Below are 26720 nucleotides of genomic sequence, written 5' to 3' on the forward strand. Positions count from 1 at the left end.
TGAAGTACTAGAAATATAACTTCAGGGGACATGTTTTGAACCGCCATAAACTACAACAATTTCTTTGGCCGCTGCTTCTGTTGGCAGTGGCTGCCTGTTCTTCGGAATCGGATGGTACCTCCGCCGGTACTTCTGGCACCAACACGCAGGCCTCGGGGTTGGCGTGCAACAGTAATGCCAATGCAGCCGATGGAGCACGCTGGATGTCGGCTTGGGGCGTTACTCATGTAACCGGTACTGCACCTTTGGACACCACAGTGCGAAACATTGCGCGGGTTACAGCCAGTGGCAACGCCATTCGGGTTCGATTCATTAACCTGAGCGATCAACCCATGCAAATCGGTGCGGCAGCAGTGGGCATGCGTGAGGGGGCAACGGGTGCCAACCTGAAATTGAATACCAGCAAGGCAATCACCTTCAATTGTGGGCAAACCAGTGCAACCATTCCACCGCAAACCGAGTCGTTTTACAGCGATCCAATTCAGTTCAAAGTCAACAACCAAGACGACTTGGCGGTGAGTTTGTATGTGAAAGGCGCGGACAACCCTGGTGAGTTTGGTGCCACGTGGATTGAGTCTTACAAATTGCCTGATGGATCGGGCAACCAAACGCTCGAGGATTCAGGCGCGGGTTACGGCCTGATTGACGACAGCCGCTTTTCAACGCCCCCGGGCTTGCCACTCCTCTGCAATGGTTGCACGGTGTATGCGCTTCGTGACATTGAGGTGCTGACGAAAGATGCCAAGGGCGCCATGGTGTTTTTGGGCAGTTCCAGTTTTCATGGTTTTAACACCACCCAGAATGGTTTCAAGCGAGTGGGCGATTTGCTGTCGGTTCGCATGTTGAACGAAATCCCGGTTGGCCAACGCGACACCATTGTGAACCGTGGCATTGGCGGCGACACACTGCAAAACGCCAGTGCAACAAGGCTTGAGCGGGATGTGTTTGATACCGCGGGTGTAAGCTCGGTGGTGGTGTGGGTAACCAACGATTTGTCGAGCCGAAGTGCTGATGAAATTATTGCCAATTACCAGGAGCTGATTGCGAAGGCCCATGCCAAAGGCATCAATGTATATTGCCCCACCTGGATTCCCGGTGCGCAATCGTTTCAGGCCAATTTGAGCGGCGAGCGCGCCAAGCTGAACGACTGGATTCTGAACAGCGGCGAATGCGATGGGGTTGCCGATTACAATGCAGAAGTAGAGGCCCCTGGTGGCCTGACTTTCTTGCCGCAATACAACAGTGGAGATTCCATTCACTCCAACGATGCAGGCCATGCCTTGTGGGCGGCGGCTACACCATTGGCTGAATGGGTCAAAAAGACGAAGCCTTAAGATTTGGCGCGTTTAACTTTAAATGCGGTGGTCCATTCGTTGTACAAGTATTTGAAAAAGGCACCGATCAGGGTCATGGAAGGTTTTGCTTCCAGCCCATCGGCCAGCCGGAATATTTGTTGGTAGTACCAGGCTTGCGCACCGAGCACATTGATTAATTTCAGCGGCAGTACCGGGCTGACTGGCGAAAATATACCTTTGTCAGTCAGTTTCAACATGTTCTCGAAATTCGCCGCGCGATCAATTTTTCTGTTCATCAATTGCTTGGGTGTGTCCGGGTGTGTGCACAGCGGGCGACCCAGCCCGATCACATCGCAAACACCATCATTCAATGCTTCTTCCATGGCTTCGCGGCTTCGGAACCCGCCTGTCACCATCAAGGGCATGGTAGCCACTTCGCGAATTGCTTTTGCATAATTCAGAAAATAGGCTTCGCGTTTTTTGGTGCTTTCGCGCTGTGTGGGTTGCTCATCCTTTATGGAATCGGTCGCACCGGTGTGGCCCAGCAAACGCGGTTGCTCATAGGTGCCGCCTGAAATTTCAAGCAGATCGATTTTCTCGTCATTTAACCACTTCACCACCTGCAAACATTCCTCATTGGAAAATCCACCTTTGCGGAAGTCATCTGAATTTAGCTTCACCGCAACGGGGAAAGCAGGGCCCACTGAATTACGCACGGCGCGCACCGCTTCCAGCAAAAAGCGCGCGCGGTTTTCCAGGCTACCGCCCCATTGGTCGGCACGCTGGTTGGTAATGGGCGAAAGAAATGACGACAGCAAATAGCCGTGTGCGCCATGCACCTGCACACCCGTGAACCCGGCATCTTTTGCAATGCGGGCCACACGCGCAAAACGCTGAATCAGATCCAGAATTTCATCCTCACGCAGTGCCCGTGGTGGTGCGTAGTTGCCCAGCAACTCCAGTTGAACTTCAGACGGAGCCACCGGTTTCGTGGTGACGTAGCGTGGCGATTGCCGCCCGGCATGGGAAATTTGCATCCACAACTGGTTGCCGTTGCTGGTGCCTGCCTTGGCCCATGCACGCAGTGCGTCCATGCCTTCAGGGTCGCCATGTTCAGGGGCAGGGTCAATGGATACATTGCCGGGTCGTTCCAGAATATTCCGGTCAATCAACACATTGCCGGTAATCAAAATACCAGCACCACCTTCTGCCCAACGCTTGTACAAGGTGGCATGTCGTTCGGTGGCTTGAAGCCTGGCATTGGCCACGCCCTCGGTCATGGCCGCTTTGCACAAGCGGTTTTGAATGACCACGCCGCATGGCAGTGTGAAGGGTTGTTTCAGTTCAATCGAGTTCATGGTTTAGCCAATCCAAAGCAGTGAAAGTGACAGGGCACCTGCATAAAAAACAGCCAAGGCCAGTGCGCCAGTAATTTGTTGAATAGTTGATTTTTTACCCAGTACATTCCACAGCCACAGTGCACCAATCGCCAACAACATTTCAGGAATCAAGGGGTAAATTGCAAAGCCCTGCACTTGGAGAACATCTTGTGCATGCCACAGGTTCATGGGCCGGGCTGCCCATTCCCAAATCAGAAAACCACCCAGCGACAGCATGGCCACCACGGGGTAGGGTTTGCGTGTGGCCAGTGCCAGCCAGCAGACCTGCCACAGCAACATAATCCAAAGTCCCATGAAATACAGCGGCACTGCACCGCCGAGCCGGGGAATTCCATGGTCTGGAAAAGTCAGGGTGCCCATGCGTTCAACCAGCATCCAGTCTGCGCAGGGCAGGGCGATCGACAAAGGCAATAAAAATTTCCACAAGCGCACCCATTCGCCATGACCCCGAATTGCGCCAGCCAGGGGCAAGGCAATGTTGTAAGCCAGCGCAAACACCACCAATGCCACACCCAGTGAATTACCTGACGTATTGAGCGCAACCGGAATTGCGATTGCAAAAAATGCAGCGTGAAACACCAATGCGTCGCGCACGCCTTTCGAGTCGACCGTGGTCATTGTCTGGCGGCGCCCCGTATCAATGCGTTCAATATATTGATGATTTCCTCACTCAATGTAGGAATGTCAGGCGGGTTCTCCAACGTTAGCCATTCAGCCAGCAATTCATTGATGCCACCCACCAAAGCCACACTTACCAGGTGGTAGTTTCGCTTGGGCAATTCTCCCTTCTCCGCCAAATTGTTCAGGTAAGCCTCGATCAGGCCAGCCATGTCGTGAATGGCCTCACGCCTGCGAGCTTCCATTTGCGGGCTGACACCGACCACCTCCAGCACTCCCACGCGTGCATGGCGGCTGTCTTCCAGGTAGTGGTGAACCATGGCGCTTACACCAAGGGGGATTTGTTCAGACAAGTTCAAGTTTGGTGCTGACATGGCCTGCAACACGCCAGCCCGCAAATCTGCGATGATGTTGTTGTACAGCGCACGCAGTATGGCTTCCCGGCTGTCAAACAGTTGGTAGAAGTGGCGTGCCGTTACCTTGGCTTCGCTGCACAAGGCTTCAATGGTGGTGCGTGCATAGCCTTGCCTTGCAAACAACTCCAGTGCTGCAGCCAGCAGGCGTTCTCTTCTTTCCTCGGCACGCTGCTCAGCGGCAACGCCCCCGTAAGCCCTTGTGGGTGTTTTGCTCATTCAGGTTTCACTTTTGACAAGATTTCTTGTCCAAATTATAGTGAGCTTGTTTCACAAAGCGCAACCACTGATTGAGGGCAATTACCATGTTCACACGCATCGGTCATTTTGACGGCAGCCGAGAGGCCTTGCGCCCCATGCAACGCGTGGACAATGTGCGCCAAGCAGGCAAAGACTTTCGCCGTGACATGCTGGCCAAGCCCCGCGTGCTTTTCTATAAAACCTTTGAGTTGGTGCGCGTGCCGTATCCCAGCAAGTTTGCCTACCTGAATGCGTTTGGTTTACCCACGCCTTTTGTGCATTTGTGCAACCGATTGTTCGTCATCCAGTTCTCCAGCAGTAAGGGCGTGAAAACACTTTTGGTGAGCCCCTCCGATTGGGAAAACCAACGTGCCACACCATTTTTTGCGCATCTTGATAAAAAAGCCGGACCCTTGGTCGGCGTCATGGAAGCTTTGGTGCTGAAGAAAACATCCACCGTGTTGCAGTGTTTGGCGAGCATCGGCTTGCGCCCGGAAGACGTGGATTACATCACCTATGATCACCTTCACACACAAAATGTAAGCCGCTGGTTGGGTGCCAATGGCCAAGTTCCCATTTTCCCGAATGCGAAGTTGTTGGTGATGCGCGAAGAGTGGGAAAGTGCGCAGGCGCTGATTCCCTGGCAAAACCAGTGGTACTGCCCACAGGGCACACAGGGTATTGCACCGGAGCGCATTGAATTGCTGGATGACAGTGTTTGGCTGGGTGACGGTGCGGTGGCGCTTGTGCGCACGAAAGGCCACACCGAGGGCAATCATTCGATTGTTGCGCACACCGAGCAGGGATTGTTGGTGACCAGTGAAAATGGTGTCAGCCTGGACGCTTACGAGCCCAAGCACTCAAGCATCACCGGGCTTGCTGACTTTGCGAAAAGAACTGGGGCTGAAGTGATCATCAACGGCAACACGCAGGAATACGTGGTGGATCAGTACATTTCCATGGTGCAGGAAAAAAGCATTGCCGGACCGAGCCCGGCCGATGATCGTTTTCCGAATGTGGTTCCGTCTTCCGAAGCACAACCCTACTGGCTGTTCCCCGGGACTGCCCCTACCTTGCGCACGGGCAGTCTGGAATTCGGAAAATTTGTGTCGCCTGCCTAGTTACTTGATGTAGCTGCAGCAATAATCCACAGGCGTTTTCACTTTCAACTGAAACTTGGCATTGGCTGGTACTTCAAAAGACTGGCCGCCCTGAATGTTTTTCCAGCTTTCACCGGGCAGGCAAACATCCATGTCGCCAGCCAGAATTTCCATGATTTCTTTTTCGGCGGTGCCGAATTCATAGTCGCCGGGCAGCATCACGCCCAGGGTTTTTTTCGTGCCGTCGGCAAACAACACAGTGCGGCTGGTCACTTTGCCGTCGAAGTAAATATTGGCGGCTTTCACCACCGTCACGTTCTCGAATTGAGCCATTTGATTTCCCCTTGATTGCAAAAAATTCGGATGCTGAATGATGCCTTAATTTCGGTGAAATACAGCCCCGGGCTTGCCAGAAAGTCCTGCTTTGCTGTGCGGGCAAAGCACCCCCCAAAATGGGTTGGTTTGTTGTTTTTTACAAAAACCCTTACAACTTGTAAGTAAAAACCTTACAAATTAGGTATATTTGCTACCTACAAATGGTTAACCAAAAAGGGTTAACCAACCTGTGGCTCATTCCATTAAAGGTTTTGTATGTCAAACAACTTGCTTGAAAGCATGGATTCGCTTCCCGAATTGAACGCAATCGATTTGTCGCTGGCTTCCTCATTCATTCCGGGTGAGTTGTTTCAAAGCATTGTGTCATTGATCACGCAAATCGATTTGTCACTGTACGGCATGAACAGTCAATTTGATGCTGCGACCGCTGCAATTTTTCCGACTGATTTCTCTGATTTCTCCCAGTCTTCTTCGCCCATAAACTCCGCCGCAGCATTTGCAGAATCCATTGTGGTTCAGAACGCTGACTTTGCTTGATTCAAGGAAAACAACATGAACTTTGACAGTCCAGTAGTAGCCTCCGTGACCAATATTGACGGCGACGTATTTGTAAAGCGAAACGGCATTGAAGCGCCATTGCGTGAAGACATGGTGTTGCAAGCCGGTGACGTGTTGCGATCCACCAGCAACTCAATTGCAGTGCTCAGCATTCCCGGCACTCAGCAGCAAATCCCGGCGTTCCTGGAAATTTCCAATGGTGGCGTGGCCACTTTGGCCTTCGATCCCGATGTCGGTCCGAATGGGCAAGTGGTGATTTCATCCAATGCAGGTGATGGCCTGGGCAACGTCACACTGGTGTCTGAATTCGATGGCGAAAATCAGGCTGCTGTACTTGACGGTCAAGAGGCCAACGGCGAAATGAGCGGCTTGTTTGGTGCTGGCTTGTTCGGCGCAGGTGCAGGCCTGAGTGCCTTGCCAGTTGCCGGTGCAGTGGGCGCCGCAGCCTTGTTTGCGGGGTCTGGCGATGACAACAGTGGTGGCGGCAACAGCGGTAACACACCGGGTAACTTGCCTGCTGAAAATGCAGGTGGCCTTGCTGAAACAGTCAGTGATTTGACCAATAACCTTGGCGAATTGACCGAACCAGTGCCGGTGGTGGGCGACGTTGTGAATGCCGTTGGAAATGTAATTGAGTCCACACTGGTGGGCAACAACAACGGTGGCTTGAACGGTATTTTGACTGGTTTGACCGATGGCTTGACCACTGGCCTTGAGGGCACACCCCTGGCACCGGTGGCGAATGTGCTGGACACGGGCTTGGGTACCCTGACCGATCTTTTGGGAGTTGCGGCCAATCAGGTGAGTGGTTTTGGCGAAGGAACACCGCTGGCACCCGTGTCGGATTTGGTAGCCAGCTTGTTGGGAACCACTGGCCCCAACACCGATGATGGTGTGGGTGGTGTGGTTGGCACGGTGGTGAATGTTACCGACAGCGTGGGCCAGCTGCTTGAACCCGTGCCTGTGCTTGGTGATATCGCTGGCACACTGGGCGGTGTTGTTGATTCCGTGGCCACCGGCAACAACGAAGGCGGTTTGGGCGGCATTTTGAGTGGCTTGGGCGGTGGCCTTGAAGAAGGTTTGTCCTCAACGCCGCTGGCGCTGATCGGCGAGGGCGGCAACACCTTGTTGAATACGGTGGGTGGATTATTGGGCGGTGTCGGCGATTCTGTTTCATCGGTTGGTGCCAGCACACCTGCTGCACCGCTCACCAATTTGATTGGTGATCTTGCCGGTTCACTGGGGGGTGATGTCAGTTCTGCGTTGGCCAATATTCCGTTCCTCGGCGGCGCATTGGATGGTTTGACCAGTGGGCTAGGTGGCAGCAGTGTGTTGGGCGAAATTCCGCTACTCGGCGGTTTTCTAGAGGGTGGCGCTGAAGGTGGCTTGTTGGCTGGCGTGCCTGCATTGGATGATGTGCTGAGCGGAGATCTTTTATCCGGTGGTGGTTTGCTCTCTGGCGGCGACGCACTCGCAGGCATTCCGGTTGTTGGCGACCTCTTGGGTGGTCTCACTTCGTCGATAAGCTCAAGCAGTGGCGCCGAGGGTGGCTTGCTCGGTGGCTTGCCACTGCTGGGTGATTTGACCAAAACCCTGGGATAAAACCAGGTCTGCACATACTTACATTGCTTATCAGAATATCTCGGTTGATGTAATATTGATTGGATTGCCAGACTCGGCCCACTTGATCTACGGACAGCCCATGAAAACCCGCATCACCGAGATGTTCAATATTCAATACCCGCTGGTGTGCCCCGGCATGACCTACGTGGCCAATGCCGATTTGGTTGCAGCCACTGCCAATGCAGGCGGGCTGGGCATTCTGGCCATTGGTCATTTGAATCCCGAACAAACTCTGGCTGAAATTCGCAAGGTGCGTAGCCTGACCTCCAAGCCGTTCGGCATTGGTTGCGCCCTGATCATGCCTGGCGCGCTCGACAATCTTGAAGTGGCTCTGAACGAAAAAGTGCCTGTGATTAATTTCAGTTTGGGCAGCCCTGCGGATGTGTGCAAACGCGTGCACGATTATGGTGGCAAAGTCATCGCCACGGTGGTGAATGCCAAACACGCGCTGAAAGCCGAGCAGTCGGGTGTAGATGCCTTGTTGGTCACCGGCCATGAAGCGGCCGCACACGGTGGCGCAGTGACTTCACTGGTTCTGGTGCCTGCAATTCGGCAGGTCACAAAACTGCCCATCATTGCTGCAGGTGGTTTTGGCACGGGCGGTGGCGTTGTTGCTGCACTGGCACTGGGTGCCGATGGCGTGGCCATGGGCACACGCTGGGCTGCTTCCAAAGAAAGCCCGGTGCATGCCAACACCAAAGAATTGATTGTGAAAAAAGAAGTGGAAGAGACCATATACAGCAAGAACTTCGACAGCATTCCTTGCCGGGTCATGACCACACCCAATTCCAGAAAAGTGATGTCCAAACCGTTCAATCCGGTTCGTGCCATGTGGCGCGCCTATTTGGCGGCACGGGAAATGAACAAGCCTTTGCTCGGCATTGTCAAAGACGTATTCAAAATGGGATTGGAGCAAACGCTCACTGTAACCTTCTACGGTGCAGCAGTGCTTCAAATTAAAAAAGCCACCATTGATGGCAACCACACGCAGGGTGTGCAGTTGATTGGTCAGGTGCAGGGCCTGGTACAAGACGTGCCCTCAGTTGAAGAGCTGACTCAGCGCGTGATGAAAGAGATTGATGAAGCCTTGGCGCAAATCAATCTGCTGGCGGGAAATGCTTCGACGAGTACACCAGCCACATCCGAGAAAATCAGTCGCATCGCTTGACCGGAATTATCAATTTTTTGTCGGCATTGACGTGTTTCTTTTTGCCCGGCTTCCTCTATGATCAAGTAACAAAATCATAAAACTTGCCCCAAGCGAGTTTGAAATCAGGAGGAGCAGATGAAGACAGAGCACGACTACATCGTTGTGGGTGGTGGTTCCGGTGGCTGTGCCATGGCGGGTCGCCTGAGTGAAGACTCAACGCTTGATGTCTGCCTGCTGGAGGCAGGGGGTGAGGGCACCGGCAATCTCATCAATATTCCCAGCGGTGCGGTGGCCATGCTGCCCACCAAAATCAACAACTGGGCATTCGAGACCACACCGCAACCTGGCTTGAACGGCCGCAAAGGTTACCAGCCGCGCGGTAAAGCGCTGGGTGGTTCTTCAGCCATCAATGCCATGGTTTACATTCGCGGCACTGCTTCAGATTACGACCGTTGGGCAAACGATGAGGGTTGCGCAGGCTGGTCTTACAAAGACGTGCTGCCTTACTTCAAACTCAGCGAATGCAATGAACGAATTCGCGATGCCTACCACGGCAACAGCGGCCCCTTGAATGTGGCCGATCTGCGTTCTGACAACCCGTTTCAACAGGTTTATCTGGAGGCTGCCAAGCAGGCTGGCTTCAAAATCAACAATGACTTCAATGGTGCTGACCAGGAAGGTGTTGGTATTTATCAGGTCACCCAGAAAAACGGCGAACGCTGGAGCGCAGCGCGTGCCTACCTGTTCCCGCACATGCACCGAAAGAATCTGACTGTGCACACCAAAGCCATGGTTCAGCGCGTGTTGTTCGAGGGCAAGCGTGCGGTGGGTGTTGAAGTGTCCATCAACGGGCAAGTCGCCGTGTTGAAAGCGCGCAAGGAAATCATTCTGACTGCGGGCGCAATACAAACGCCGCAACTGCTGATGGTTTCTGGTGTGGGCGATTCCGCCGAGCTGGCACGCCAGGGTATTGATGTGATTCACCACCTGCCAGGCGTGGGCAAAAATTTGCAGGATCACCCTGATTTCATTTTTGGTTACTCGACCAAAAGCCTCGACACCTTGGGTTTGTCGCTTCGCGGTGGCATCCGCTTGCTGCGTGAAATTTTCCGCTACCGCAAACACCGCCGGGGCGCACTCACCAGCAACTTTGCCGAAGGTGGCGCGTTTCTGAAAACCAGCCCCGAATTGAAAGACCCCAATGTGCAATTGCACTTTGTGGTGGCCATGGTCGATGACCACGCCCGCAAAATGCACATGGGTCATGGCTTTTCTTGCCATGTGTGTTTGTTGCGCCCGCGCAGCCGTGGCAGCCTGACTTTGCAGGGCAACACCATGGACACGCCACCGTTGATCGACATCGGTTTTTTGAACGATTCGCGCGATCTGGATGAGTTGGTGGAGGGTTTCAAACTGACCCGCAAAATCATGCATGCACCCGCATTGGCCAAGTGGATTGTGAAAGACAAATTCACCGAGAATGTGCACACCGATGATGAAATTCGCGAGGTGTTGCGCAACCGGGTGGACACGGTGTACCACCCCACAGGCACTTGCAAAATGGGCACCGATTCCATGGCGGTGGTCGATTCGCAGTTGCGTGTACACGGGCTTGAAGGCTTGCGCATTGTGGATGCATCGGCCATGCCCAGCCTGATCGGTGGCAACACCAACGGGCCAGTCATGATGATGGCTGAAAAGGCAGTGGACCTGATTCGCGGTGTGTCGCGCGTGCCCGCACTGGAGCAGGCCGAGCACAATGCAAGAGCGCGTCAGGAACACCTGGCTCAATCCCTGATTCCTCAACCGGTGTAATTGTTTAATGAATCAACCTTTTGAGTTTTTATTCAGGGTGCGCTACAGCGAATGCGACCCGCAAGGTGTCGTATTCAATGCCCGTTACGGTGACTACGTCGACTTGGCACTGACGGAATACATGCGGGCTGCCATGGGTGGCTACAACGAACTGGTGCACATGGGGTTTGAAACCCAAGTGGTTCGCTTGCTCACCGAATGGAAAACCCCTGCGCGATTCGACGATGTGTTAAAAGCGAGTGTGTACCCGAGCCATTTCGGAAACACCAGTTTCACTTTGATCTTTGAATTTATAAACGCCGGCACCAATGTTTTAGTGGCCACTGCACAAGCCACTTACGTGTTGGTGGACGCGAAAGAATTCACCAAGCAAACAATTCCGGCTGAAATAAAAAGCGCCCTGCAAGAGGGCGCTGTGGGCAAGCAGATCAACCAGGCTGGCTAATCAGGCTGCCAATGAATAACGTTGAATGACGCGTGCTCGCTTGCGGGGGTGAATGTTGATTTTCTGCGCATTCTTGCCAGCCACTTCCAGCAGCCTTGGGTTCATGATTGCAAACCACAGCGGGGGTACATAAGCCGCCAGAAACATGCCGAAGTAACCGGATGGCAAGCTGGGCAGTTCCGGAAAATCTCGCAGTGACTGATAGCTGCGTGCCGGGTTGGCATGGTGGTCCGAGTGGCGTTGCAACTGAAACACAACAAGATTGGATACCAGGTGGTTGCTATTCCACGAATGGTGCGGGGCGCAACGCTCGTACTCGCCGTTGGGCAACTTCTGGCGCATCAGGCCGTAATGTTCAATGTAATTGGCGCTGGTCAACTGAAAGGCACCCCAAAAGGCAACCACAGCCAACACAGGCACCATGGGCCAGCCAAACATGGCAATCAGCGCGGTGTACAGAATCACCGTCATTATCCCGGCCTGAAGCATTTCATTGCCCACATTCCAGCGACTTTTTCCTGCGCGTGCCAGGCGTTCACTTTCCAGCTTCCAGGCGCGCTTGAAGGCACCAGGAATTTCACGCAGCATGAATTCATAAATGTGCTCACCCATGCGTGAAGTGGCCGGATCTTCTGGCGTGGCCACATCGCGGTGGTGCCCACGGTTGTGTTCAATCGAGAAGTGTCCGTAACCACCTAGCGAGAGCGTAAACAGCGCCAGTGCTTTGTCCAGTTTGCGTTTTTTGTGGCCCATCTCGTGGCCCAGGTTCAAACCAAAACCCAGCAGTGAACCTGTGGTAATGGCCACTGCCAACCAGTGCAGCCAATGCAGGTCGTGCGTGGCCAGAAACACCACATTGAACAGGAATCCAAAAGTAATAATCGGCACCAGCAGGTAAGTGATTACGCGGTAGTAGGCTGTATCTTCCAGCTGGGGTACGGCTTGCTCGGGCGGGTTTTGTTTGTCCTCGCCAAAAATGAAATCAAGCACGGGCAGGCCGATGTAGAAAAATGCCAGAAACACCCAAAGCCATTGTGTGTGGCCGGTGTACAAATACATGATCGGGCCCAGCGGCGCTGCAAAGGGCGCGATCACCGAAAGCAGCCACAGGAATTTCTTGGGATCTTTGTATTGAGTTGCGGGCATTGTGTTTGATGTCATTTTTTGTGCACCGGGTTATTCAGGATGATTTCATCTTAGGCGCGCAAGGCGATGGACAACACCGCACAGGGTGGCATAAGATCGTCATAAAGTGACAAAAACAAAACCACACGAGACAAACACTTGCCCCAGTCCTTGCACGATTTCACTGCAGTCCTTTCGCCTGCGCTGCACCCGGTGTATGCGCGCTTGCTGTGTGCCGAATTGCAGCGGCGTGGCTTTGCGCCAGCCGACATTCTTGATGGTTTGCCCCTGAACTGGCAGCACCTGCATGAAAGCAACCAGTTCATGAGTTTTGATCAAATGCGGCAACTCATTGAGCGCGGCGTGCAGCTTAGCCAATGCCCCTGGCTTGGCCTGGAGGTGGGCTTGCGAACCCCGGCGTCTGCTCACGGCACCTTGGGTGCAGCCATGATCGCCAGCAAGAATTTGCCCAGTGCCATGTTGCTGTTGCAGCGCTATGCCGGTTTGCGCCAAAACCTGGCCAATTTGCAGTTTGAGCTTGAACCCGACTTTGCAGCCGTGCTGGAAGAGTGGGTGGACTTGGGGCCCGTGCGTGAATACCTGCACTGCCAATTGCTGGGTGGTTTGGTGCAGTTGTTAACTGCAATGACCGGGCAAGAGCTTCCACAACAGTTGCGCATTGAATGGCCGTTTGATGAGCCCGCATGGGCGCATGAATACCAGCGCATTGCGCAGCACAACAGCTTTGGTTTTTCTCAATTGCGCGTGGTGCTAAACAGCACACTGGTGAACAGCCCAAGCCTTGCTGCCGATGACGAAGCCTTGCAGCGCCTTCTTCGCGACTGCGACTTGCAGCTTCAACGCTTGCAGCAGGGCGATACTTTGGCCCAGCGCGTGCGCATGCAGTTGCAGAAAACAGAAGGCCCCATGCCCACCTTGCAAACCATGGCCGCCAAAGAAAACCTGACCGAGCGCACCTTCATGCGCCACCTTCAGGCCGAGGGCACCAGTTTTCAGCAATTGCTGGACGAGGTGCGGCAAGAGCGCGCCTGCTGGCTGCTGGCGAACACCCACAACACGGTCGAAGACATCGCCTATGCCTTGGGTTACGAAGATGCCTCCAATTTCAGCCGAACCTTCAAACGCTGGTGTGGGCAAACCCCCAAGGCGTATCGCCAGGAACATTCATCGTGAAAGTAACGGGGTCACCATAAATAATTTCTTAATGACGTAATATTCAGCTAAATTCGTAATGTTTTTGATGAATCAACCACCGAGGAATTGAAATGCCAGCAGCATTGTCCAACCACGCGCACACCAAGCTACTCGAGCCATTGAACCTGGGTTTCACCACCTTGAAAAACAGGGTCATCATGGGGTCCATGCACACCGGGCTTGAAGAAGAAGCGCCCGAGAAGTTGGCTGCTTTTTTTGCAAGGCGTGCGCAAGGCGATGTGGGCTTGATGATTACCGGTGGTTTTGCAACCTCAGAAACTGCTGTGCTGTGGCCCGGAGCAGGCCGAATGACCAGTGAGCAAGATGCCACACGCCACCGCACGGTGACCGATGCAGTGCACGCCGCGGGCGGAAAAATTGCCATTCAATTGCTGCATGCAGGTCGACAGGCCTACAACGTGAACATGGTTTCGGCCTCTGCCAAGCAATCTCCAATTTTTCCATTTACACCGCGAGAGCTCACAGCTGCTGAAGTTGAGCAGGAAATTGATGGCTTCGCCAACTCGGCCGCGTTTGCAAAAATGGCGGGCTACGACGGTGTCGAAGTAATGGGTTCCGAGGGTTATTTGCTGAACCAGTTTTTGACCGAGCGCGGCAATGAACGCACCGATGAATGGGGCGGCACTTTCGAGAAACGCATGCGTTTTCCGCTCGAGGTGGTTCGCCGCATTCGCGCCAAAGTGGGGGTTGAATTCATTATCGTGTACCGCATGTCGATGCTCGATTTGGTGCCTGATGGTCAAAGTCTGGACGAAACACTGCTGCTGGCCCGCGAACTCGAGAAGGCCGGTGTCACCATTCTGAACACAGGCATTGGTTGGCACGAAGCAAAAATTCCAACCATTGCCACGCAAGTACCGCGCGGCGCATTCACCTGGGCAACCCGCAAAATCAAGGAAGTGGTGTCCATTCCAGTTGCAGCGTCGAACCGCTTGAACATGCCTGGTGATGCCGAGCGCGTGTTACAAAACGGCGATGCCGACATGATCGCCATGGCGCGCCCGTTTTTGGCCGACCCGGACTGGGTGCTGAAAACCAAAGAAGATCGAGTCAATGAAATCAACACCTGCATTGGTTGTAACCAGGCTTGCCTGGACCACACCTTTGGCGGCAAGCGTTGCAGTTGCCTGGTGAACCCGCAGGCCTGCCACGAAACAGAATTGATTTTTGTGAAAACCACAGCGAAGAAAAAAGTGGCGGTTGTGGGTGCTGGCCCGGCGGGTATGTCGTTCTCGCTCACCGCTGCACAACGCGGCCATGCCGTAACGCTGTTTGATGAAGCGCACGAAATTGGCGGGCAGTTCAATATTGCCAAGCAAGTGCCCGGCAAGGAAGAGTTTCACGAAACCATTCGTTACTTCAGCACCATGCTGAACAAGGAAGGCGTGACATTCCAATTGGGCAAGCGTGTGAGTGCAAATGATTTGAAAGAATTTGATGAAGTGATTTTGGCCACTGGCATTATTCCCAATGTGCCCAGTCTGCCCGGTGTTGAACATCCCAAAGTCATGGGTTATCTCGATGTGTTGAAACACGGTAAAGCTGTGGGCCAGCGCGTGGCCATTGTGGGTGGGGGTGGTATTGGTGTGGATACCGCCGAGTTTCTAACCCATCACGAAAGCGAGCAATCGCCTTCCACCAGCATCGACGATTTTTGCGAATTCTGGGGCATTGATCGCGATCAAAAAGCACGTGGCGGCATTGCCGGTGTCAAGGCCAATCCAGAAAAAGCCACACGCCAAATTACCATTCTTCAACGCAAGCCCAAGAAGATTGCAGGCCCCGGAAAAACCACGGGCTGGATCCACCGTGCAGCGCTTGAAGCCAAAGGCGTACGCTTGTTGTCGGGTGTGGAATACATCGGCGTTGAAGATGCGGGCTTGCGTATTCGCACTCCCGATGGCGCAGAACATTTGCTGGAAGTCGACAATGTGATTGTGTGTGCAGGCCAGCACCCCAATCGAGAACTGGAAGAATCGGTGCGCGCCTTGGGCATGCCAGTGCACATTATTGGTGGCGCTTTCAAGGCGGCTGAACTCGATGCCAAGGAAGCGATTAACCAAGGTGCCCGCCTGGCCGCCGTGCTGTAAGCAATCAGCGTGACCAACAATCACGTTGTTTTTCCCACCGCGTACACGCGAACGCTTGCGCGGGAGCAGGGGCTGGACCACAAAGGCCAGCTTCTGTTGTTGAAGGGCACGCGGCTGGCCCCGGCCGATTTGCTGGAGCTGAACAAGTACATTGATGCCGACACCCAGGCCGTAATTGTGCGCAACGCCCTGCAATTGAGCAACAACCCGGCCTTGGGTTTGCGCTGGGGTGCCAATCTGCATTTGTCTGCACATGGGCCTTTGGGTACCTTGATTGCGTCGTCACCCACCTTGGGCCATGCCTGGAAAGCCACCGAGAAATTTCATGACATTCGTGGTGGCTTCGCCCGCATGGAAGGCCACATTGCCAGCGATCACTTCGCAGTAATTATCAATATGGGCATTGCACTGGACGAAGTAGGGCGCTTTTTATGCGAGGCTGTGCTGGCCACCATGGTGAATCACCTGGGCATGATTATTGGAAATTCCCGCCCCGCATTGCGCGTGGAGCTGGCGTATTCTGCCCCGGCCTATGCCACGCAATACCCGGGGTTTTTGCATGCACCTTGCCTGTTCAACAAACCCAAAACAAAAATTGTGATTCCCCATGGTTTGGCCTTGATGCCCAATCCAATGGCCGACCCGGAAACCCACGCCATGGCCTTGGCGCGCTGCGAGCAACTGCTGCTTGAACAGCGCAGGCCCAGCAGCTGGTCGGCACGGGTTACCGAGCTGATTCGCGGCAACCCAGGCCAAATCTGGACTTGCGAGCAAGTGGCCAAGCACTTTCATTTGTCCTCGCGCACCTTGATGCGCTACTTGCGCGATGAGGAAACCAGCTATCAAACTCTGCGCGATTCTGAACTGGCCCGGCAGGCCAAACTCAGTTTACTGGTCAGCAATAACTCGGTTGAGTCGGTGGCGCTGAGCTTGGGTTATCAAGAAGTGTCGAACTTTCGCCGCGCTTTCAAACGCTGGTTTGGCATGTCCCCGATAGAGTTCATTCAGCGCAACAGGGTAAATTAAGACAAGCTGTCACTATTTACCCCCATTCTGTCCAGCTTTGCCCTCGCCGAATTTGGTTTGCCCACGCATGATGAATTCTCTTTATTGAATTCATCACAAGGCACGCATGTTCACCAATTACTTCAATGAAACGCATGAAGAAGTGCGCCGCAACATTCGGCGTTTTGTCGAGCGCAATATTCAGCCCCACATCAATACTTGGGAAGAGGCTGGCACCTTCCCCCGCGAAATTTACAAACTGGCTGGCGATGCCGGCATTCTGGGCATTGGTTACCCAGAGGAATTCGGCGGCAATTCCGAAGGCGATTATTTCATGAGCCTGGTGGTCACTGAAGAACTGCTGCGTGCAGGTTCGGGTGGTTTCTTCTCCAGCTTGATGTCGCATGGCATTGCCCTGCCACCGATCGCCAAATGGGGTAGCCCCGAGATGAAAGCGCGCATTGTTCCCGAAGTGCTGAGCGGCGACAAAATCATCGCCTTGGCGGTGACCGAGCCCGGTGGTGGTTCTGATGTGGCCAACTTGAAAACACGCGCGGTGGATTGCGGCGACCATTACAAAGTGTCGGGTTCTAAAACCTACATTACCTCGGGCATTCGCGCTGACTATTACACCGTGGCCGTGCGCACGGGTGGTGATGGCTACGGCGGCATCAGCATGTTGCTGATTGAAAAGGGCACACCCGGCTTCACAACCGGTCAGCCTTTGAAGAAAATGGGTTGGTGGTGCAGCGACACAGCCGAGCTGTTTTTTGACAATGTGGTGGTTCCCAAGTCGAACCTGATCGGTATCGAGAACGGCGGCTTCATGATGATCATGACCAACTTCGAAGCCGAGCGTTTGGGCCTGGCCTACTACTCAAACACCTTGTCTGAATTGGCTTTTAATGAGGCGTTGGCTTATGCAAAAAACCGCAGCACCTTTGGCAAGCCCTTGAGCAAACACCAGGTGATTCGCCACAAGCTGGCCGACATGGCCACACAACTGGAAGCCAGTCGCGAATTCACCTACCGGGTTGCAGCGCGCATGCAGGCTGGCAAGCCCGCTTTGAAAGAAGTGTCGATGGCGAAAAACTTTGCCACGAAAACATCGGACTTCATCACTTACGAAGCCGTGCAGATTTTCGGTGGCATGGGCTACATGCGCGAAAGTTTGGTGGAGCGTTTGTACCGCGACAACCGCATTGCATCAATTGGCGGTGGCACTTATGAAATCATGAATGAAATTATTGGCAAGCAGTTGGGCTTGTAAAAAGTTAAAGGAATACATACACCATGTTGGCAGATTACCCCTTGAAGTACCTGGCCTTGCACTGGCCCAATATCCGCGCCATGGGTTGGGCCGCCATTCGCAATGCAACGCCCATTATACGCCCTGGCACCTTGCCGGAATTGCCCGTGCACCACAGCATGAATGTGCCTGCGCTGAACAACGAGTTGCTAGACCAATACGTGGCCTGGACAGGCGCACCCGCCAATCGCTACAGCAGCGACATGCCCGCGCATTTTTGCAGCCACTGGGCCATGCCCATGCTGGCCAAACTGGGTAGCCTTGCGCCTTACAATTTGTTGTCTCTGTTGAATCAGGGTTTGCGCATGCAAATTCACAAGCCTTTGAACCGCAATGAGTCGATCGCGCTGCGTGGCAGTTTAGTGGATGTGACCGACGACGGTGACAAAGTGCGCATTCACACCCGCGTACAGGCCAGCAACCCCAAGGGCGAACTGGCCATTGTCATCGACAGTTATTCCACTGTGCCCCGTGCCAAACCTGCAAGCAAAAGCAAACCCGCCAAGCGTGAAGAATACGAATTCAAAACCGCAGGCCATTGGGATGCCGAAGAGGAAGATGGGCTGGCCTTCGCCATGTTGACGGGCGATTTCAACCCCATTCACACCATGAAGGCAGTGGGCAAACGCACCCGCTTCAAAAGCTGTATTTTGCATGGTTTTGGGCAATTGGCCCGAACCTGGGAAGTGTTGAACAACGCTGGGCATTCGTTGGCGGATCTGGATGTGCGCTGGATTAAGCCACTGCCATTGCCAAGCCCGCACATGCAAGTGCAAACAAGCAACACGAAAGATGCCGAGGGCTACACGCAACTGCGTTTGGCTTCAGCAGACGGCACACTTCATATGGTGGGGCGTTTCAAATGAAGTCGATTCGCAAGGCAGTGATTATTGATGGTGTCCGCACCCCGTTTCTCGATTCGGGTGGTGCGTATTCCCAATTAATGACGTATGAACTCGGTGGCAAAGCCATCGCAGGCTTGATGAGTAAAACTGGCATTGACTCAAGCCGCGTGGACATGCTGACCATGGGCACGGTGTTGCATGAAATTGAAACCTCGAACGTGGCCCGGGAAAGTATGTTGAGTGCAGGGCTTCCCGCCACCATTCCGGCTTACACCACCTCCATGGCGGGTTTGTCGGCCAGCGTGGGTTTTGCCAACTTGTGCGACATGATTGCGCTGGGTCGAATTGATGTTGGCATTGCTGCCGGGGTGGAAAGTTTCTCTGACATTCCAATTCGCTACTCGCAGAAAATTCGCCGTGCTGCCATGAAGGTTCGCCAGGATTCTTCCGCCAAAAATATTTTGAAGAACCTGGCCAAGCTTCGCCCTTCGGATTTGAAACCTGAAATGCCCACCGGCACTGACTTCACCACGCGTAAAACCATGGGTGTGTGCGCCGAGCAAATGGTGAAAAAATTCAAGGTGAGTCGTGAAGATTGCGATGCATTCACCGTGCGCAGCCACAAGCTGGCCATTGAGGCGATGAACCAAGGCCATTTCGATGGCACCATTATTCCTGTACAGGTGCCCGGTTTTGCACAACCCATTACACAAGACAACACGCCGCGCGAAGACAGTAATATTCAGAAGCTCTCGACCATGCGCACCATTTTCAGCAAAAGCGGTGTGATCACTGCGGCCGGTTCTTCCCGCTTCACAGACGGTTCAGCCGCCTTGCTGGTGACCAGTCAGGAAGCCGCCCAGGAAATGGGCCTGCAGCCTTTGGCTGAGGTGGTCGATTATCAATTGGCCGCCGTGAAAGATCTCGAAACAGAAATGTTACTGGGCCCTGCGGTTTCAATTCCTGAACTGCTGGCGCGAAACAAACTGAGCATGGCCGATATTGGTGTGTGGGAACTCCACGAGGCATTCGCGGCTCAAATACTTGTGAATTTGGCGTGCATGCAGCGCAGCGAATTCGCAGAAGAGTATTACGGTGGTGTGGTGCCCGGAGAGTTGCCACTCGCTAAACTCAATACCTGGGGTGGCTCGCTTTCGCTGGGCAACCCGTTTGCAGCCACGGGCATTCGTTTGCTGACCACGGCTGCAAAAAGATTAAAGGCGGAAAAAGCGAAGTACGCTGTAGTATCCAGTTGTGCGGGCGGTGGATTGGGTGCCGCCATACTAATAAAAAATATGGAGAAAAACACATGAGTGCAGCGCAGTACGAAAAATTCGAAACCCTGCTGGATTGCCTGGACCATTGGGCTGCCGCACAACCGAACAAGGTTTATTTCACGCAGCCTTTTTCGGCCGAGAAAACCGTGGACTACACCTGGGCGCAAGTGGCCGACCAGGTCAACCGCATGGCAGCGTATTTGCAGTCGCTCAACTTGCCCGAGAAAACCCACATTGGAATTTTGGGCAAGAACAGCGCGCACTGGATCATGGCCGACCTCGCCATTTGGCGGGCAGGGCATGTGTCCATTCCTTTGTACCCCACGCTGAATGCTGAAACCGCTGAGTACGTGCTGGACAACAGCGATTCAAAAATGATCTTCATCGGCAAAATGGACGAGCTGTGGCGCGTGGTCGAGAAGGGAATTCCTGTTGACATGCCCACCATCACTTTGCCTTTGGCGCCGCAATTGGCCCACGCAAAAAAATGGGACGACATTGTTGCCAGCACTGCACCCACACAAAACCCCGTGAAGCGCAGCAAAGATGAAATGGCCACCATGCTGTATACCTCTGGCAGTACAGGCAAGCCCAAGGGTGTGATGATTTCGTTTAATGCCATGATCAGCGCGCTGCGTGGCACATCGAAGGTAATGACCTTCAACAGCACCGACCGCATGATTTCTTATTTGCCGCTGGCCCATGCCGCTGAACGCGCCATTCTGGAAACTGGTTCGCTGTTCTATGGCTTTCATGTGTACTTCTCGTTTGGGCTAGATAGCTTTATTCAAGACTTGCAACGTGCGCGGCCAACCCTGTTTTTCTCGGTGCCCCGTTTGTGGACCAAGTTTTACAACGGTATTTGCGGAAAAATTCCGCTGGGCGTGCAACACGTCATTTTCCGAATTCCGATTCTTTCGGCTTTGTTCAAAAAATTCTTGCTGAAAAAACTGGGCTTGTCCGAAGTGCGCATGGCGCTGAGCGGTTCAGCGCCTTTGGCCCCCGCGCTGATGTCCTGGTATCGCAACCTGGGCCTGGATTTGCTCGAAGGTTATGCCATGAGCGAGAACTTCGCCTACTCGCATTGCAGCCTGCCCGGCAAGGTGCGCGTTGGTTACGTGGGCAACACCTACCCAGGCGTTGAATGCAAGATTTCCGAAGTGGGCGAGGTGCTGGTAAAAAGCCCCTGCAACATGATGGGTTATTACAAGAATCCCGAACTCACTGCGCAGTCGTACACCGAAGACGGTTTCCTGAAAACAGGCGACATGGGTGTGGTCGATGAGCAAGGACGCTTGAAAATCACTGGCCGCGTGAAAGAACTTTTCAAGACCAGCAAGGGCAAATACATTGCGCCTGTGCCAATCGAGAACCGCTTGAACGGTCATGAACTGATTGAAGCCGTGTGCGTAACTGGCCCCTCGTTTTCAAAGCCTTTTGCCTTGGTGATGTTGCCGCTTGAGGAACACAAAAAAGTGGAACAAAACCCTTCTGAGGCTGCACGGGTTGAAAGTGAAATGGCTGAATTGCTTCAAAATGTAAATGATCAGCTTGAAGCGCATGAAAAACTGAGTTGCATTGTGGTGGTGAAAGATTTGTGGAGCATGGAAAACGGCTTCCTGACGCCCACCATGAAAATCAAGCGCAATGTGATTGAGGAGCACTATTTGCCCAAGGCCGAGTCCTGGGTGAAGATGAAAAAGTCGGTCGTGATTGAGCAGTAAGTCAGTATTTTTACAGGCCCCAATTTGAGTGGGTGGTAGGCACTAAATTGCTTCGGTATTCTTAAGTAGTTAACGCATATTTGCACAATCAATAATGTGTTAACTATCTGTTTATCAAGGTGAAACAAATAGCCGACTCAAAAAGGGGTGTTGTATGGGGTTTAGTCGTTTTTTCGGTGCCAGCGTATTGAGCCTGGCCATTTTGGCAGGCTGCGGCGGTGGCGGTGGTGACAGTAGTGCTCCTGCGGCCGGCGGCGGTGGTGGAACCACCACTTCAGGGCAGCTTACCAATTCTCCAATTGATGGCGTGGGCTACAGCGCAGCGCCCAGTGGCCTGACAGGCACCACTACAGGTGGTGGCATGTTCAATTTCCAGGCTGGCGACACAGTGACTTTCAACATTGCAGGCCTTGAAATTGACGTACCCGGTGGAACCCGAATTACGCCACAAACCATTGCTGAATCATTGGCTGCTGGTAACGCAGCCACGCAATCCAATATTCTTGCAAACCTGGCTACGCTGTTCCAAACATTGGACAACGACGGTGATCCCGAGAACGGTTCGATTGCCATTCGTGAAGGCGCCACTTTGGGTAATACGGCTGCCTTGTTGGCCAACCTGGACGAAGCTCCTGCAACTTTTCAGGGCGAGTTGAGCACAGCCATTTCCAGTGGCGAAGAACTGCGTGACGAGGGCGAACCTCCCCCTACAGTGGTTACAGATGTTGAGGCCATGCTGCGTTTTTACCGCAACGAACTGCAAGGCAACTGGCGTTTGGTCAGCTCGGTTGAAGAGGGTGTGACAACCACAACGAATGCGAACTACCAGGTGTTGTTGAGCTTTGATGTAGGCAATGCGAATGCGGCGGAAGACGGTATCGTGAATTCCTTTGTATTCTCCGAGTACGACATCACAGACTCGATGGATCCATTTGCTTTCATTGGTGTCGGCACCACCAACTACAACGGCGAAACCGGCGAGTTTCAGTTTACGTCCTTGCCCATGCGCAGGTTGGTCTCTGGCTTCAACAACTCTTCAACAGAGAATGATGCTGCATTTTTCACATCAAAAATTGTACTGAGTGGTAATCAGCTGGAACTGACGCTGATTGAAGACAACATCACCATTGTGGCCACCTTCGAGCGTTTCAACAGCGTTAAAGACAGCTTGGTTGGCACTTGGTACGAGGTGTTTGCGGAAGGCGATCCTGGGGTTACGCCCGCTGCGGCTCCTGACAATGGTCGGGTTACTTTCGGTTCCGATGTTGCTTCCATCTTCTACTACTTTCTGCCCGGTTCACGAGTCATGTTGGTCTACACCGATCTCGATGCAGAAATGACTTCAGATGAAAGAAACGGTATTGTCGTGGCAGACTATTCGCTGAACAGTACAGGTACGTCATTAACCTTCAACAATATTCTGCTAGACACAGTCAGTGTTGATCCGGTGAATAATCCCTCGTTGGAAGCGGGTTTAACCGTGGCAGTGAGTGCAGCAATGCTGAATGACACCAACCGTGAATTGACCGACTCAAGCGACCCGAGTGAGACAGATGTCTTTACCATCTTCCGCATTCTTTCACTGAGCGAACGCGTGGGTGAATTTGAGCAAGCAGCGCCAGCCCCGTAGGCGAAGCCGCAATATGTAATATTTCGATTCGCAAAACGTTTCTTCAAAAGCCCGGAGTTTGCCGGGCTTTTTTTATGCCAGTGTGCCCTCGCGGAAGTCTTGCAAGGCCTGCCGAATTTCCTGCTCGGTGTTCATCACAAACGGGCCGTACTGCGCAATCGGTTCATTCAATGGCTTGCCTGCAATCAGCAAAACCTTGGCACCGGCTGTTGCTTCAAGTACCACACCATCGCCTTCATTTTTCAAAATGGCCATGCGTTTGTCGCCAATGGTTTGGCCACTCATCTTCACTTCTCCACGGTAAACAAACACCACCGCATTGTGTTGGGCGGGTAAGTTTTGAACAAACTGTGAACCGGCAGGCAGGTGCAAATCCAGGTACAAAGGTTCTGTGCCCTCGCGGCTCACTGCGCCTTCTACGCCGTGGCTATTGCCTGCAATCACGGTTACCGCCACGCCCTCCGGTGTAGTGAATTGGGGCAGATCAGCGTTGGTGAAATCGCGGTACCAGGGCGCGCACATTTTGTCTTTCGCAGGCAGGTTCAACCACAGCTGAAACCCTTCCATTACACCTTCTTCCTGCTGCGGAATTTCACTGTGAAACACCCCGCGCCCTGCGGTCATCCACTGCACGCCACCGTTTTCCAGCAAGCCCCTGTTGCCTTTGCTGTCCTCGTGCAACATGCGGCCGGCAATCATGTAGGTGATGGTTTCAAACCCACGGTGCGGGTGGTTCGGAAAGCCCGCAATGTAATCGTTGGGGTTGTCGCTGCCAAAGTTATCCAGCATCAGGAAGGGGTCTAGCCTGCGCTGCAGGTTTTGGGTAATCACGCGGGTCAATTTCACGCCCGCGCCATCGCTGGTGGGCTGACCCGTAATGATGTGTTCAACCGAGCGTGGATTGCTAACTGATGGTGTGTGCTTTTCGTTCATACATACCTCTTAATGAACTGGTGAATATTTCAATTTTACCGCACACCACAAGCGCAAGAACACCTTGCGGAACAAACACTTCTGCAGGGTTTCCCTAATTTCATATTGCAGTGCAAAATAATTAACGCAATTGAATCAAGGGTTTGCCCTGTTTCTAAAAACAAACGCTCGTTTGAAATTTAGAGTGTTTTTCTAATGTTTACAGTTGTTAATGCCGTAAATGATTGATACATTGATCAGTGTCAACGTTAGTACCAAAGCATAAAAATAGCTGCAACCAAAGGAGTACACCATGAAAATTATTCCAGTGCGCCGTGACGTCAAAATCAACCTCGACGAGTCCCGCATCAACAACTGGCACGAAGCCGGTGAACACGTTACTCATTTCTTCAATGCCTTGTCTGTGTTGTTCCCGGCTGGCGAGCGTTTGTTCATGGACTCCGTGCGCGCTTACAAAGATCAGGTGACTGATCCTGACCTGAAAAAAGCCATTACTGCATTCATCGGCCAAGAAGCGCTGCACAGCCGCGAGCATGAGGAATACAACGAGATGATGGACCGCAGTGGTGTGCCCGCATTGAAGCTCGATAAAATGCTGTGGAGCCTGTTGGGTGGTTTGCAAAAAGGCCTGGGTAAAAAGTTGTCCCTGGCTGGCACCATTGCGCTGGAACATTACACCGCCATCATGGCCGACGCCGTGTTGAAAGATCCAAAAGTAACTGGCGAGAAATCAAACGAAGGTTTCAAGCAAATGTGGCAGTGGCACGCATACGAAGAAACCGAACACAAAGCAGTTGCGTACGACGTGTGGAACACAGTAGTTCCCGACAATGTGTACAACCGCTTCATTCGCCGCTTCGGCATGGTGCTGGCCACTGTAATTTTCTGGCCAGTGATTATGTACTTCCACGCACGCCTGGTATTTGCCGATCCTAACACCAAGGGCAAGCACTTGAGTGGCTACAAAGCCGTGGCCAAAATGTTGCTGGGCAAGGAAGGCATTTTCCGCAACGCGATGAGCGATTTCTTCGACTACTTCCGCGCCGACTTCCACCCTTGGGACCATGACAACAGCCACTTTATGAACGAAATTGATTCATTCGTGGAGAAGGTCAACCAGGCCATGCGCAATCCCAATCCAGAAGTCAAAAAAGCGGTGCGTGCACGCATGAGCAAAGCTGTAAGCAAAGCGCCAGTGGCTGCATAAAACAGCAACTTCGCGTTTTTAAAAACCGGACCATTCGTAGCGGGGTGGGTCCGGTTTTTTTATTCCCGCAAATGAGGGGTGGTGTTTTTTGCTGTATGGCTGATAACAAGGCTGGGTGCGGGTTTTGGTGGTTGATTATTTATTAAGCAGCGGGGTGGGGGAAGAGAAATGCTTGATGTTGGTGCGGGATTATTTTACTTTTCAAAACAATTCAAAAAACTTTGCGCAATAAGAGTGGGCTTCAGTATTGGCTTGCGGTAGCTATGGTGGGCTGTGGTCGTCATATTGGTCAGGCAGACGTAGCGACTTTTTCTTAGAATATACGCCTCATAAGTACAGTTTGTTTCTTGGTTGCCAAGTTGTGCAAAGGTTTTACTCGGTTGAGGTGCTCTCAGGGGTGATGTTCGGATAAATGAATATCGCCGTTATTGTTCTATAAAACTAGTTAGGCAAGGAAAAATATGGAACTCGCAGTAAAGATAGTTGGGATGCTAGCCAGCCTATTTGCCCTGTACAAAATCATCATTGAGGTGGTCGTTTTTCGTTCCAATAAAAGGCGAGATGAGTACGAATTTTCTAAAAAGTTTATTAGTGACTTGTACAACGAGAACATACACAGACTCACCCTTGAAAAGGGATTCTTAGCGCTTACGGGAAAAATTTATCCGGTCGAAGAAATGAAGCTACTTCTAAGCAGTACAGACCCAAGCTCATCAATAAACGAAAGATCTGATGCCGCAGGATTTGTGGAGTTCAGGCCAGATGAAAATCACTACAGATGGAAAGGTCGGCTCAAGAGTAGACTTGCCCAAAAGCATAGAGTGAAATGGTACTACTTTTGGTATTCCATAACCGCGTTTTTGGGGCTTATCCCTGTGTACATCAGAGGCACTTCGGCCTTAGGTGAGTTGCCCTTGGTTGCTTTTTCAGGTTCTTTGCTCTTGATTGCTATCATGTGCTTAGTTGCGGCTGAGAACTTTAAAGCGGCAAAGACGTTTATGGGGAAATTTGGAGCGGATACCTAACTATCAGTTTCAGGTCGTTCCGGGTCTCATAGCCCTCCACCGGACGCCCTTTTCTCCGCTTCGCGGCGCAAAGGTCGCCGCTGAACAAATATGTTAGCTTCTTAGATGAGAACTCAAACACACATCGTCGATTCCAGGGCCGTCAAGGCCGTCATGGCACAGTTGCCGCACCATTGGGTCTTGCGAGAACTTACCGAACGCGACTATGGCATTGATCTGATGGTGGAAATTTTTTCACCGGGCCTGAAAGATGCGAAGGGCAAAGAAGCTTTCGCCGCAACTGGTTCCGTATTCCATATTCAGATCAAGGGCACTGAATAG

Annotated in this window: 24 protein-coding genes; 18 read left to right on the forward strand and 6 right to left on the reverse strand. The window is 52.8% G+C overall.

The genetic code is table 11. The features are described 5' to 3' along the window. The first annotated feature begins 35 nt into the window (after window positions 1-35). Window positions 36-1334, forward strand: a complete 1299-nt coding sequence (locus FRIGORI9N_RS03605) for a GDSL-type esterase/lipase family protein (protein WP_159568514.1) — start codon at window positions 36-38, stop codon at window positions 1332-1334. Here FRIGORI9N_RS03605 and FRIGORI9N_RS03610 read toward each other — a convergent pair. The 3 genes from FRIGORI9N_RS03610 to FRIGORI9N_RS03620 are packed head-to-tail and all read right to left on the reverse strand — an operon-like array spanning window position 1331 to window position 3945. Continuing rightward, on the reverse strand, window positions 1331-2653 hold the full coding sequence (locus tag FRIGORI9N_RS03610) for an NADH:flavin oxidoreductase/NADH oxidase family protein (RefSeq protein WP_159568515.1): 1323 nt from the start codon (window positions 2651-2653) through the stop codon (window positions 1331-1333). The two genes, FRIGORI9N_RS03605 and FRIGORI9N_RS03610, sit on opposite strands and share 4 nt — an antisense overlap. 3 nt (window positions 2654-2656) lie before the next feature. Further along, on the reverse strand, window positions 2657-3313 hold the full coding sequence (locus tag FRIGORI9N_RS03615) for a hypothetical protein (protein ID WP_159568516.1): 657 nt from the start codon (window positions 3311-3313) through the stop codon (window positions 2657-2659). Continuing rightward, complete coding sequence (locus FRIGORI9N_RS03620; protein WP_159568517.1) at window positions 3310-3945, reverse strand: TetR/AcrR family transcriptional regulator; 636 nt, start codon at window positions 3943-3945, stop codon at window positions 3310-3312. The genes FRIGORI9N_RS03615 and FRIGORI9N_RS03620 overlap by 4 nt, the downstream gene beginning before the upstream one ends. 86 nt (window positions 3946-4031) lie before the next feature. Here FRIGORI9N_RS03620 and FRIGORI9N_RS03625 point away from each other — a divergent pair, with 86 nt between their 5' ends. Beyond that, window positions 4032-5087, forward strand: a complete 1056-nt coding sequence (locus FRIGORI9N_RS03625; protein ID WP_159568518.1) for a hypothetical protein — start codon at window positions 4032-4034, stop codon at window positions 5085-5087. Here the strand turns inward: FRIGORI9N_RS03625 and FRIGORI9N_RS03630 are convergent, their stop codons facing one another. Further along, window positions 5088-5399, reverse strand: a complete 312-nt coding sequence (locus FRIGORI9N_RS03630; protein WP_159568519.1) for a pyrimidine/purine nucleoside phosphorylase — start codon at window positions 5397-5399, stop codon at window positions 5088-5090. 258 nt (window positions 5400-5657) lie between these two features. Here FRIGORI9N_RS03630 and FRIGORI9N_RS03635 point away from each other — a divergent pair, with 258 nt between their 5' ends. From FRIGORI9N_RS03635 to FRIGORI9N_RS03655, 5 genes are all read left to right on the forward strand, one after another. Further along, entirely contained in the window at window positions 5658-5939 is a 282-nt protein-coding gene (locus FRIGORI9N_RS03635) for a hypothetical protein (RefSeq protein WP_159568520.1), read from the forward strand. 15 nt (window positions 5940-5954) lie between these two features. Beyond that, window positions 5955-7562 carry a hypothetical protein gene (locus tag FRIGORI9N_RS03640; RefSeq protein WP_159568521.1) on the forward strand — a complete coding sequence of 536 codons (1608 nt, stop codon included), beginning with the start codon at window positions 5955-5957 and terminating at the stop codon, window positions 7560-7562. Window positions 7563-7662: 100 nt separating this feature from the next. Then, complete coding sequence (locus FRIGORI9N_RS03645) at window positions 7663-8751, forward strand: nitronate monooxygenase family protein (RefSeq protein WP_159568522.1); 1089 nt, start codon at window positions 7663-7665, stop codon at window positions 8749-8751. 117 nt (window positions 8752-8868) lie between these two features. Beyond that, window positions 8869-10548, forward strand: a complete 1680-nt coding sequence (locus tag FRIGORI9N_RS03650) for a GMC family oxidoreductase (RefSeq protein ID WP_159568523.1) — start codon at window positions 8869-8871, stop codon at window positions 10546-10548. A gap of 7 nt (window positions 10549-10555) precedes the next feature. Further along, entirely contained in the window at window positions 10556-10993 is a 438-nt protein-coding gene (locus FRIGORI9N_RS03655) for a thioesterase family protein (protein ID WP_159568524.1), read from the forward strand. On the opposite strand, the gene FRIGORI9N_RS03660 is transcribed toward FRIGORI9N_RS03655, so the two are convergent. Beyond that, entirely contained in the window at window positions 10994-12154 is a 1161-nt protein-coding gene (locus tag FRIGORI9N_RS03660) for an alkane 1-monooxygenase (RefSeq protein WP_159568525.1), read from the reverse strand. It abuts the gene before it with no gap. A gap of 123 nt (window positions 12155-12277) precedes the next feature. Between FRIGORI9N_RS03660 and FRIGORI9N_RS03665 the strand changes: the two genes are divergently transcribed. From FRIGORI9N_RS03665 to FRIGORI9N_RS03700, 8 genes are all read left to right on the forward strand, one after another. Continuing rightward, window positions 12278-13312: an AraC family transcriptional regulator gene (locus FRIGORI9N_RS03665; RefSeq protein ID WP_159568526.1), complete on the forward strand. Its 1035-nt coding sequence runs from the start codon at window positions 12278-12280 to the stop codon at window positions 13310-13312. A 92-nt stretch (window positions 13313-13404) separates the two neighbouring features. Continuing rightward, window positions 13405-15444, forward strand: a complete 2040-nt coding sequence (locus FRIGORI9N_RS03670) for an NADPH-dependent 2,4-dienoyl-CoA reductase (RefSeq protein WP_159568527.1) — start codon at window positions 13405-13407, stop codon at window positions 15442-15444. A 9-nt stretch (window positions 15445-15453) separates the two neighbouring features. Continuing rightward, a complete protein-coding gene (locus FRIGORI9N_RS03675) occupies window positions 15454-16470 on the forward strand; it encodes an AraC family transcriptional regulator (RefSeq protein ID WP_159568528.1) in 1017 nt (338 codons plus the stop codon). 106 nt (window positions 16471-16576) lie between these two features. Next, complete coding sequence (locus tag FRIGORI9N_RS03680; RefSeq protein ID WP_159568529.1) at window positions 16577-17719, forward strand: acyl-CoA dehydrogenase family protein; 1143 nt, start codon at window positions 16577-16579, stop codon at window positions 17717-17719. 23 nt (window positions 17720-17742) lie between these two features. Beyond that, window positions 17743-18624 carry a MaoC family dehydratase gene (locus tag FRIGORI9N_RS03685; RefSeq protein ID WP_159568530.1) on the forward strand — a complete coding sequence of 294 codons (882 nt, stop codon included), beginning with the start codon at window positions 17743-17745 and terminating at the stop codon, window positions 18622-18624. After that, entirely contained in the window at window positions 18621-19916 is a 1296-nt protein-coding gene (locus tag FRIGORI9N_RS03690) for a thiolase family protein (RefSeq protein WP_159568531.1), read from the forward strand. The genes FRIGORI9N_RS03685 and FRIGORI9N_RS03690 overlap by 4 nt, the downstream gene beginning before the upstream one ends. After that, window positions 19913-21604 (forward strand): AMP-binding protein, encoded by a 1692-nt coding sequence (locus FRIGORI9N_RS03695; protein WP_159568532.1) that lies wholly within the window; start codon window positions 19913-19915, stop codon window positions 21602-21604. The genes FRIGORI9N_RS03690 and FRIGORI9N_RS03695 overlap by 4 nt, the downstream gene beginning before the upstream one ends. A gap of 154 nt (window positions 21605-21758) precedes the next feature. Then, window positions 21759-23234, forward strand: coding sequence for a hypothetical protein (locus FRIGORI9N_RS03700; RefSeq protein ID WP_159568533.1), 1476 nt, complete (start codon window positions 21759-21761; stop codon window positions 23232-23234). A 72-nt stretch (window positions 23235-23306) separates the two neighbouring features. Here the strand turns inward: FRIGORI9N_RS03700 and FRIGORI9N_RS03705 are convergent, their stop codons facing one another. Next, window positions 23307-24167 carry a pirin family protein gene (locus FRIGORI9N_RS03705; RefSeq protein ID WP_159568534.1) on the reverse strand — a complete coding sequence of 287 codons (861 nt, stop codon included), beginning with the start codon at window positions 24165-24167 and terminating at the stop codon, window positions 23307-23309. 292 nt (window positions 24168-24459) lie between these two features. Between FRIGORI9N_RS03705 and FRIGORI9N_RS03710 the strand changes: the two genes are divergently transcribed. From FRIGORI9N_RS03710 to FRIGORI9N_RS03720, 3 genes are all read left to right on the forward strand, one after another. Next, the gene (locus FRIGORI9N_RS03710; protein WP_159568535.1) at window positions 24460-25374 is read left to right on the forward strand and encodes a metal-dependent hydrolase; all 915 of its coding nucleotides are present in this window, start codon (window positions 24460-24462) and stop codon (window positions 25372-25374) included. A gap of 461 nt (window positions 25375-25835) precedes the next feature. Further along, a complete protein-coding gene (locus FRIGORI9N_RS03715) occupies window positions 25836-26399 on the forward strand; it encodes a hypothetical protein (protein ID WP_159568536.1) in 564 nt (187 codons plus the stop codon). Window positions 26400-26504: 105 nt separating this feature from the next. Then, on the forward strand, window positions 26505-26720 hold the full coding sequence (locus FRIGORI9N_RS03720; protein WP_159568537.1) for a DUF4365 domain-containing protein: 216 nt from the start codon (window positions 26505-26507) through the stop codon (window positions 26718-26720).

Origin of the sequence: Limnobacter sp. 130 (assembly GCF_902506325.1) — a bacterium.
GTDB lineage: Bacteria > Pseudomonadota > Gammaproteobacteria > Burkholderiales > Burkholderiaceae_B > Limnobacter.

What these genes read in the sequence shown, in the direction of transcription:
- FRIGORI9N_RS03610 (WP_159568515.1), bottom strand. Translation starts at nt 2,653, where the DNA reads ATGAACTCGATTGAACTGAAACAACCCTTCACACTGCCATGCGGCGTG.
- FRIGORI9N_RS03615 (WP_159568516.1), bottom strand. Translation starts at nt 3,313, where the DNA reads ATGACCACGGTCGACTCGAAAGGCGTGCGCGACGCATTGGTGTTTCAC.
- FRIGORI9N_RS03620 (WP_159568517.1), bottom strand. Translation starts at nt 3,945, where the DNA reads ATGAGCAAAACACCCACAAGGGCTTACGGGGGCGTTGCCGCTGAGCAG.
- FRIGORI9N_RS03625 (WP_159568518.1), top strand. Translation starts at nt 4,032, where the DNA reads ATGTTCACACGCATCGGTCATTTTGACGGCAGCCGAGAGGCCTTGCGC.
- FRIGORI9N_RS03630 (WP_159568519.1), bottom strand. Translation starts at nt 5,399, where the DNA reads ATGGCTCAATTCGAGAACGTGACGGTGGTGAAAGCCGCCAATATTTAC.
- FRIGORI9N_RS03635 (WP_159568520.1), top strand. Translation starts at nt 5,658, where the DNA reads ATGTCAAACAACTTGCTTGAAAGCATGGATTCGCTTCCCGAATTGAAC.
- FRIGORI9N_RS03640 (WP_159568521.1), top strand. Translation starts at nt 5,955, where the DNA reads ATGAACTTTGACAGTCCAGTAGTAGCCTCCGTGACCAATATTGACGGC.
- FRIGORI9N_RS03645 (WP_159568522.1), top strand. Translation starts at nt 7,663, where the DNA reads ATGAAAACCCGCATCACCGAGATGTTCAATATTCAATACCCGCTGGTG.
- FRIGORI9N_RS03650 (WP_159568523.1), top strand. Translation starts at nt 8,869, where the DNA reads ATGAAGACAGAGCACGACTACATCGTTGTGGGTGGTGGTTCCGGTGGC.
- FRIGORI9N_RS03655 (WP_159568524.1), top strand. Translation starts at nt 10,556, where the DNA reads ATGAATCAACCTTTTGAGTTTTTATTCAGGGTGCGCTACAGCGAATGC.
- FRIGORI9N_RS03660 (WP_159568525.1), bottom strand. Translation starts at nt 12,154, where the DNA reads ATGACATCAAACACAATGCCCGCAACTCAATACAAAGATCCCAAGAAA.
- FRIGORI9N_RS03670 (WP_159568527.1), top strand. Translation starts at nt 13,405, where the DNA reads ATGCCAGCAGCATTGTCCAACCACGCGCACACCAAGCTACTCGAGCCA.
- FRIGORI9N_RS03680 (WP_159568529.1), top strand. Translation starts at nt 16,577, where the DNA reads ATGTTCACCAATTACTTCAATGAAACGCATGAAGAAGTGCGCCGCAAC.
- FRIGORI9N_RS03685 (WP_159568530.1), top strand. Translation starts at nt 17,743, where the DNA reads ATGTTGGCAGATTACCCCTTGAAGTACCTGGCCTTGCACTGGCCCAAT.
- FRIGORI9N_RS03690 (WP_159568531.1), top strand. Translation starts at nt 18,621, where the DNA reads ATGAAGTCGATTCGCAAGGCAGTGATTATTGATGGTGTCCGCACCCCG.
- FRIGORI9N_RS03695 (WP_159568532.1), top strand. Translation starts at nt 19,913, where the DNA reads ATGAGTGCAGCGCAGTACGAAAAATTCGAAACCCTGCTGGATTGCCTG.
- FRIGORI9N_RS03700 (WP_159568533.1), top strand. Translation starts at nt 21,759, where the DNA reads ATGGGGTTTAGTCGTTTTTTCGGTGCCAGCGTATTGAGCCTGGCCATT.
- FRIGORI9N_RS03705 (WP_159568534.1), bottom strand. Translation starts at nt 24,167, where the DNA reads ATGAACGAAAAGCACACACCATCAGTTAGCAATCCACGCTCGGTTGAA.
- FRIGORI9N_RS03710 (WP_159568535.1), top strand. Translation starts at nt 24,460, where the DNA reads ATGAAAATTATTCCAGTGCGCCGTGACGTCAAAATCAACCTCGACGAG.
- FRIGORI9N_RS03715 (WP_159568536.1), top strand. Translation starts at nt 25,836, where the DNA reads ATGGAACTCGCAGTAAAGATAGTTGGGATGCTAGCCAGCCTATTTGCC.
- FRIGORI9N_RS03720 (WP_159568537.1), top strand. Translation starts at nt 26,505, where the DNA reads ATGAGAACTCAAACACACATCGTCGATTCCAGGGCCGTCAAGGCCGTC.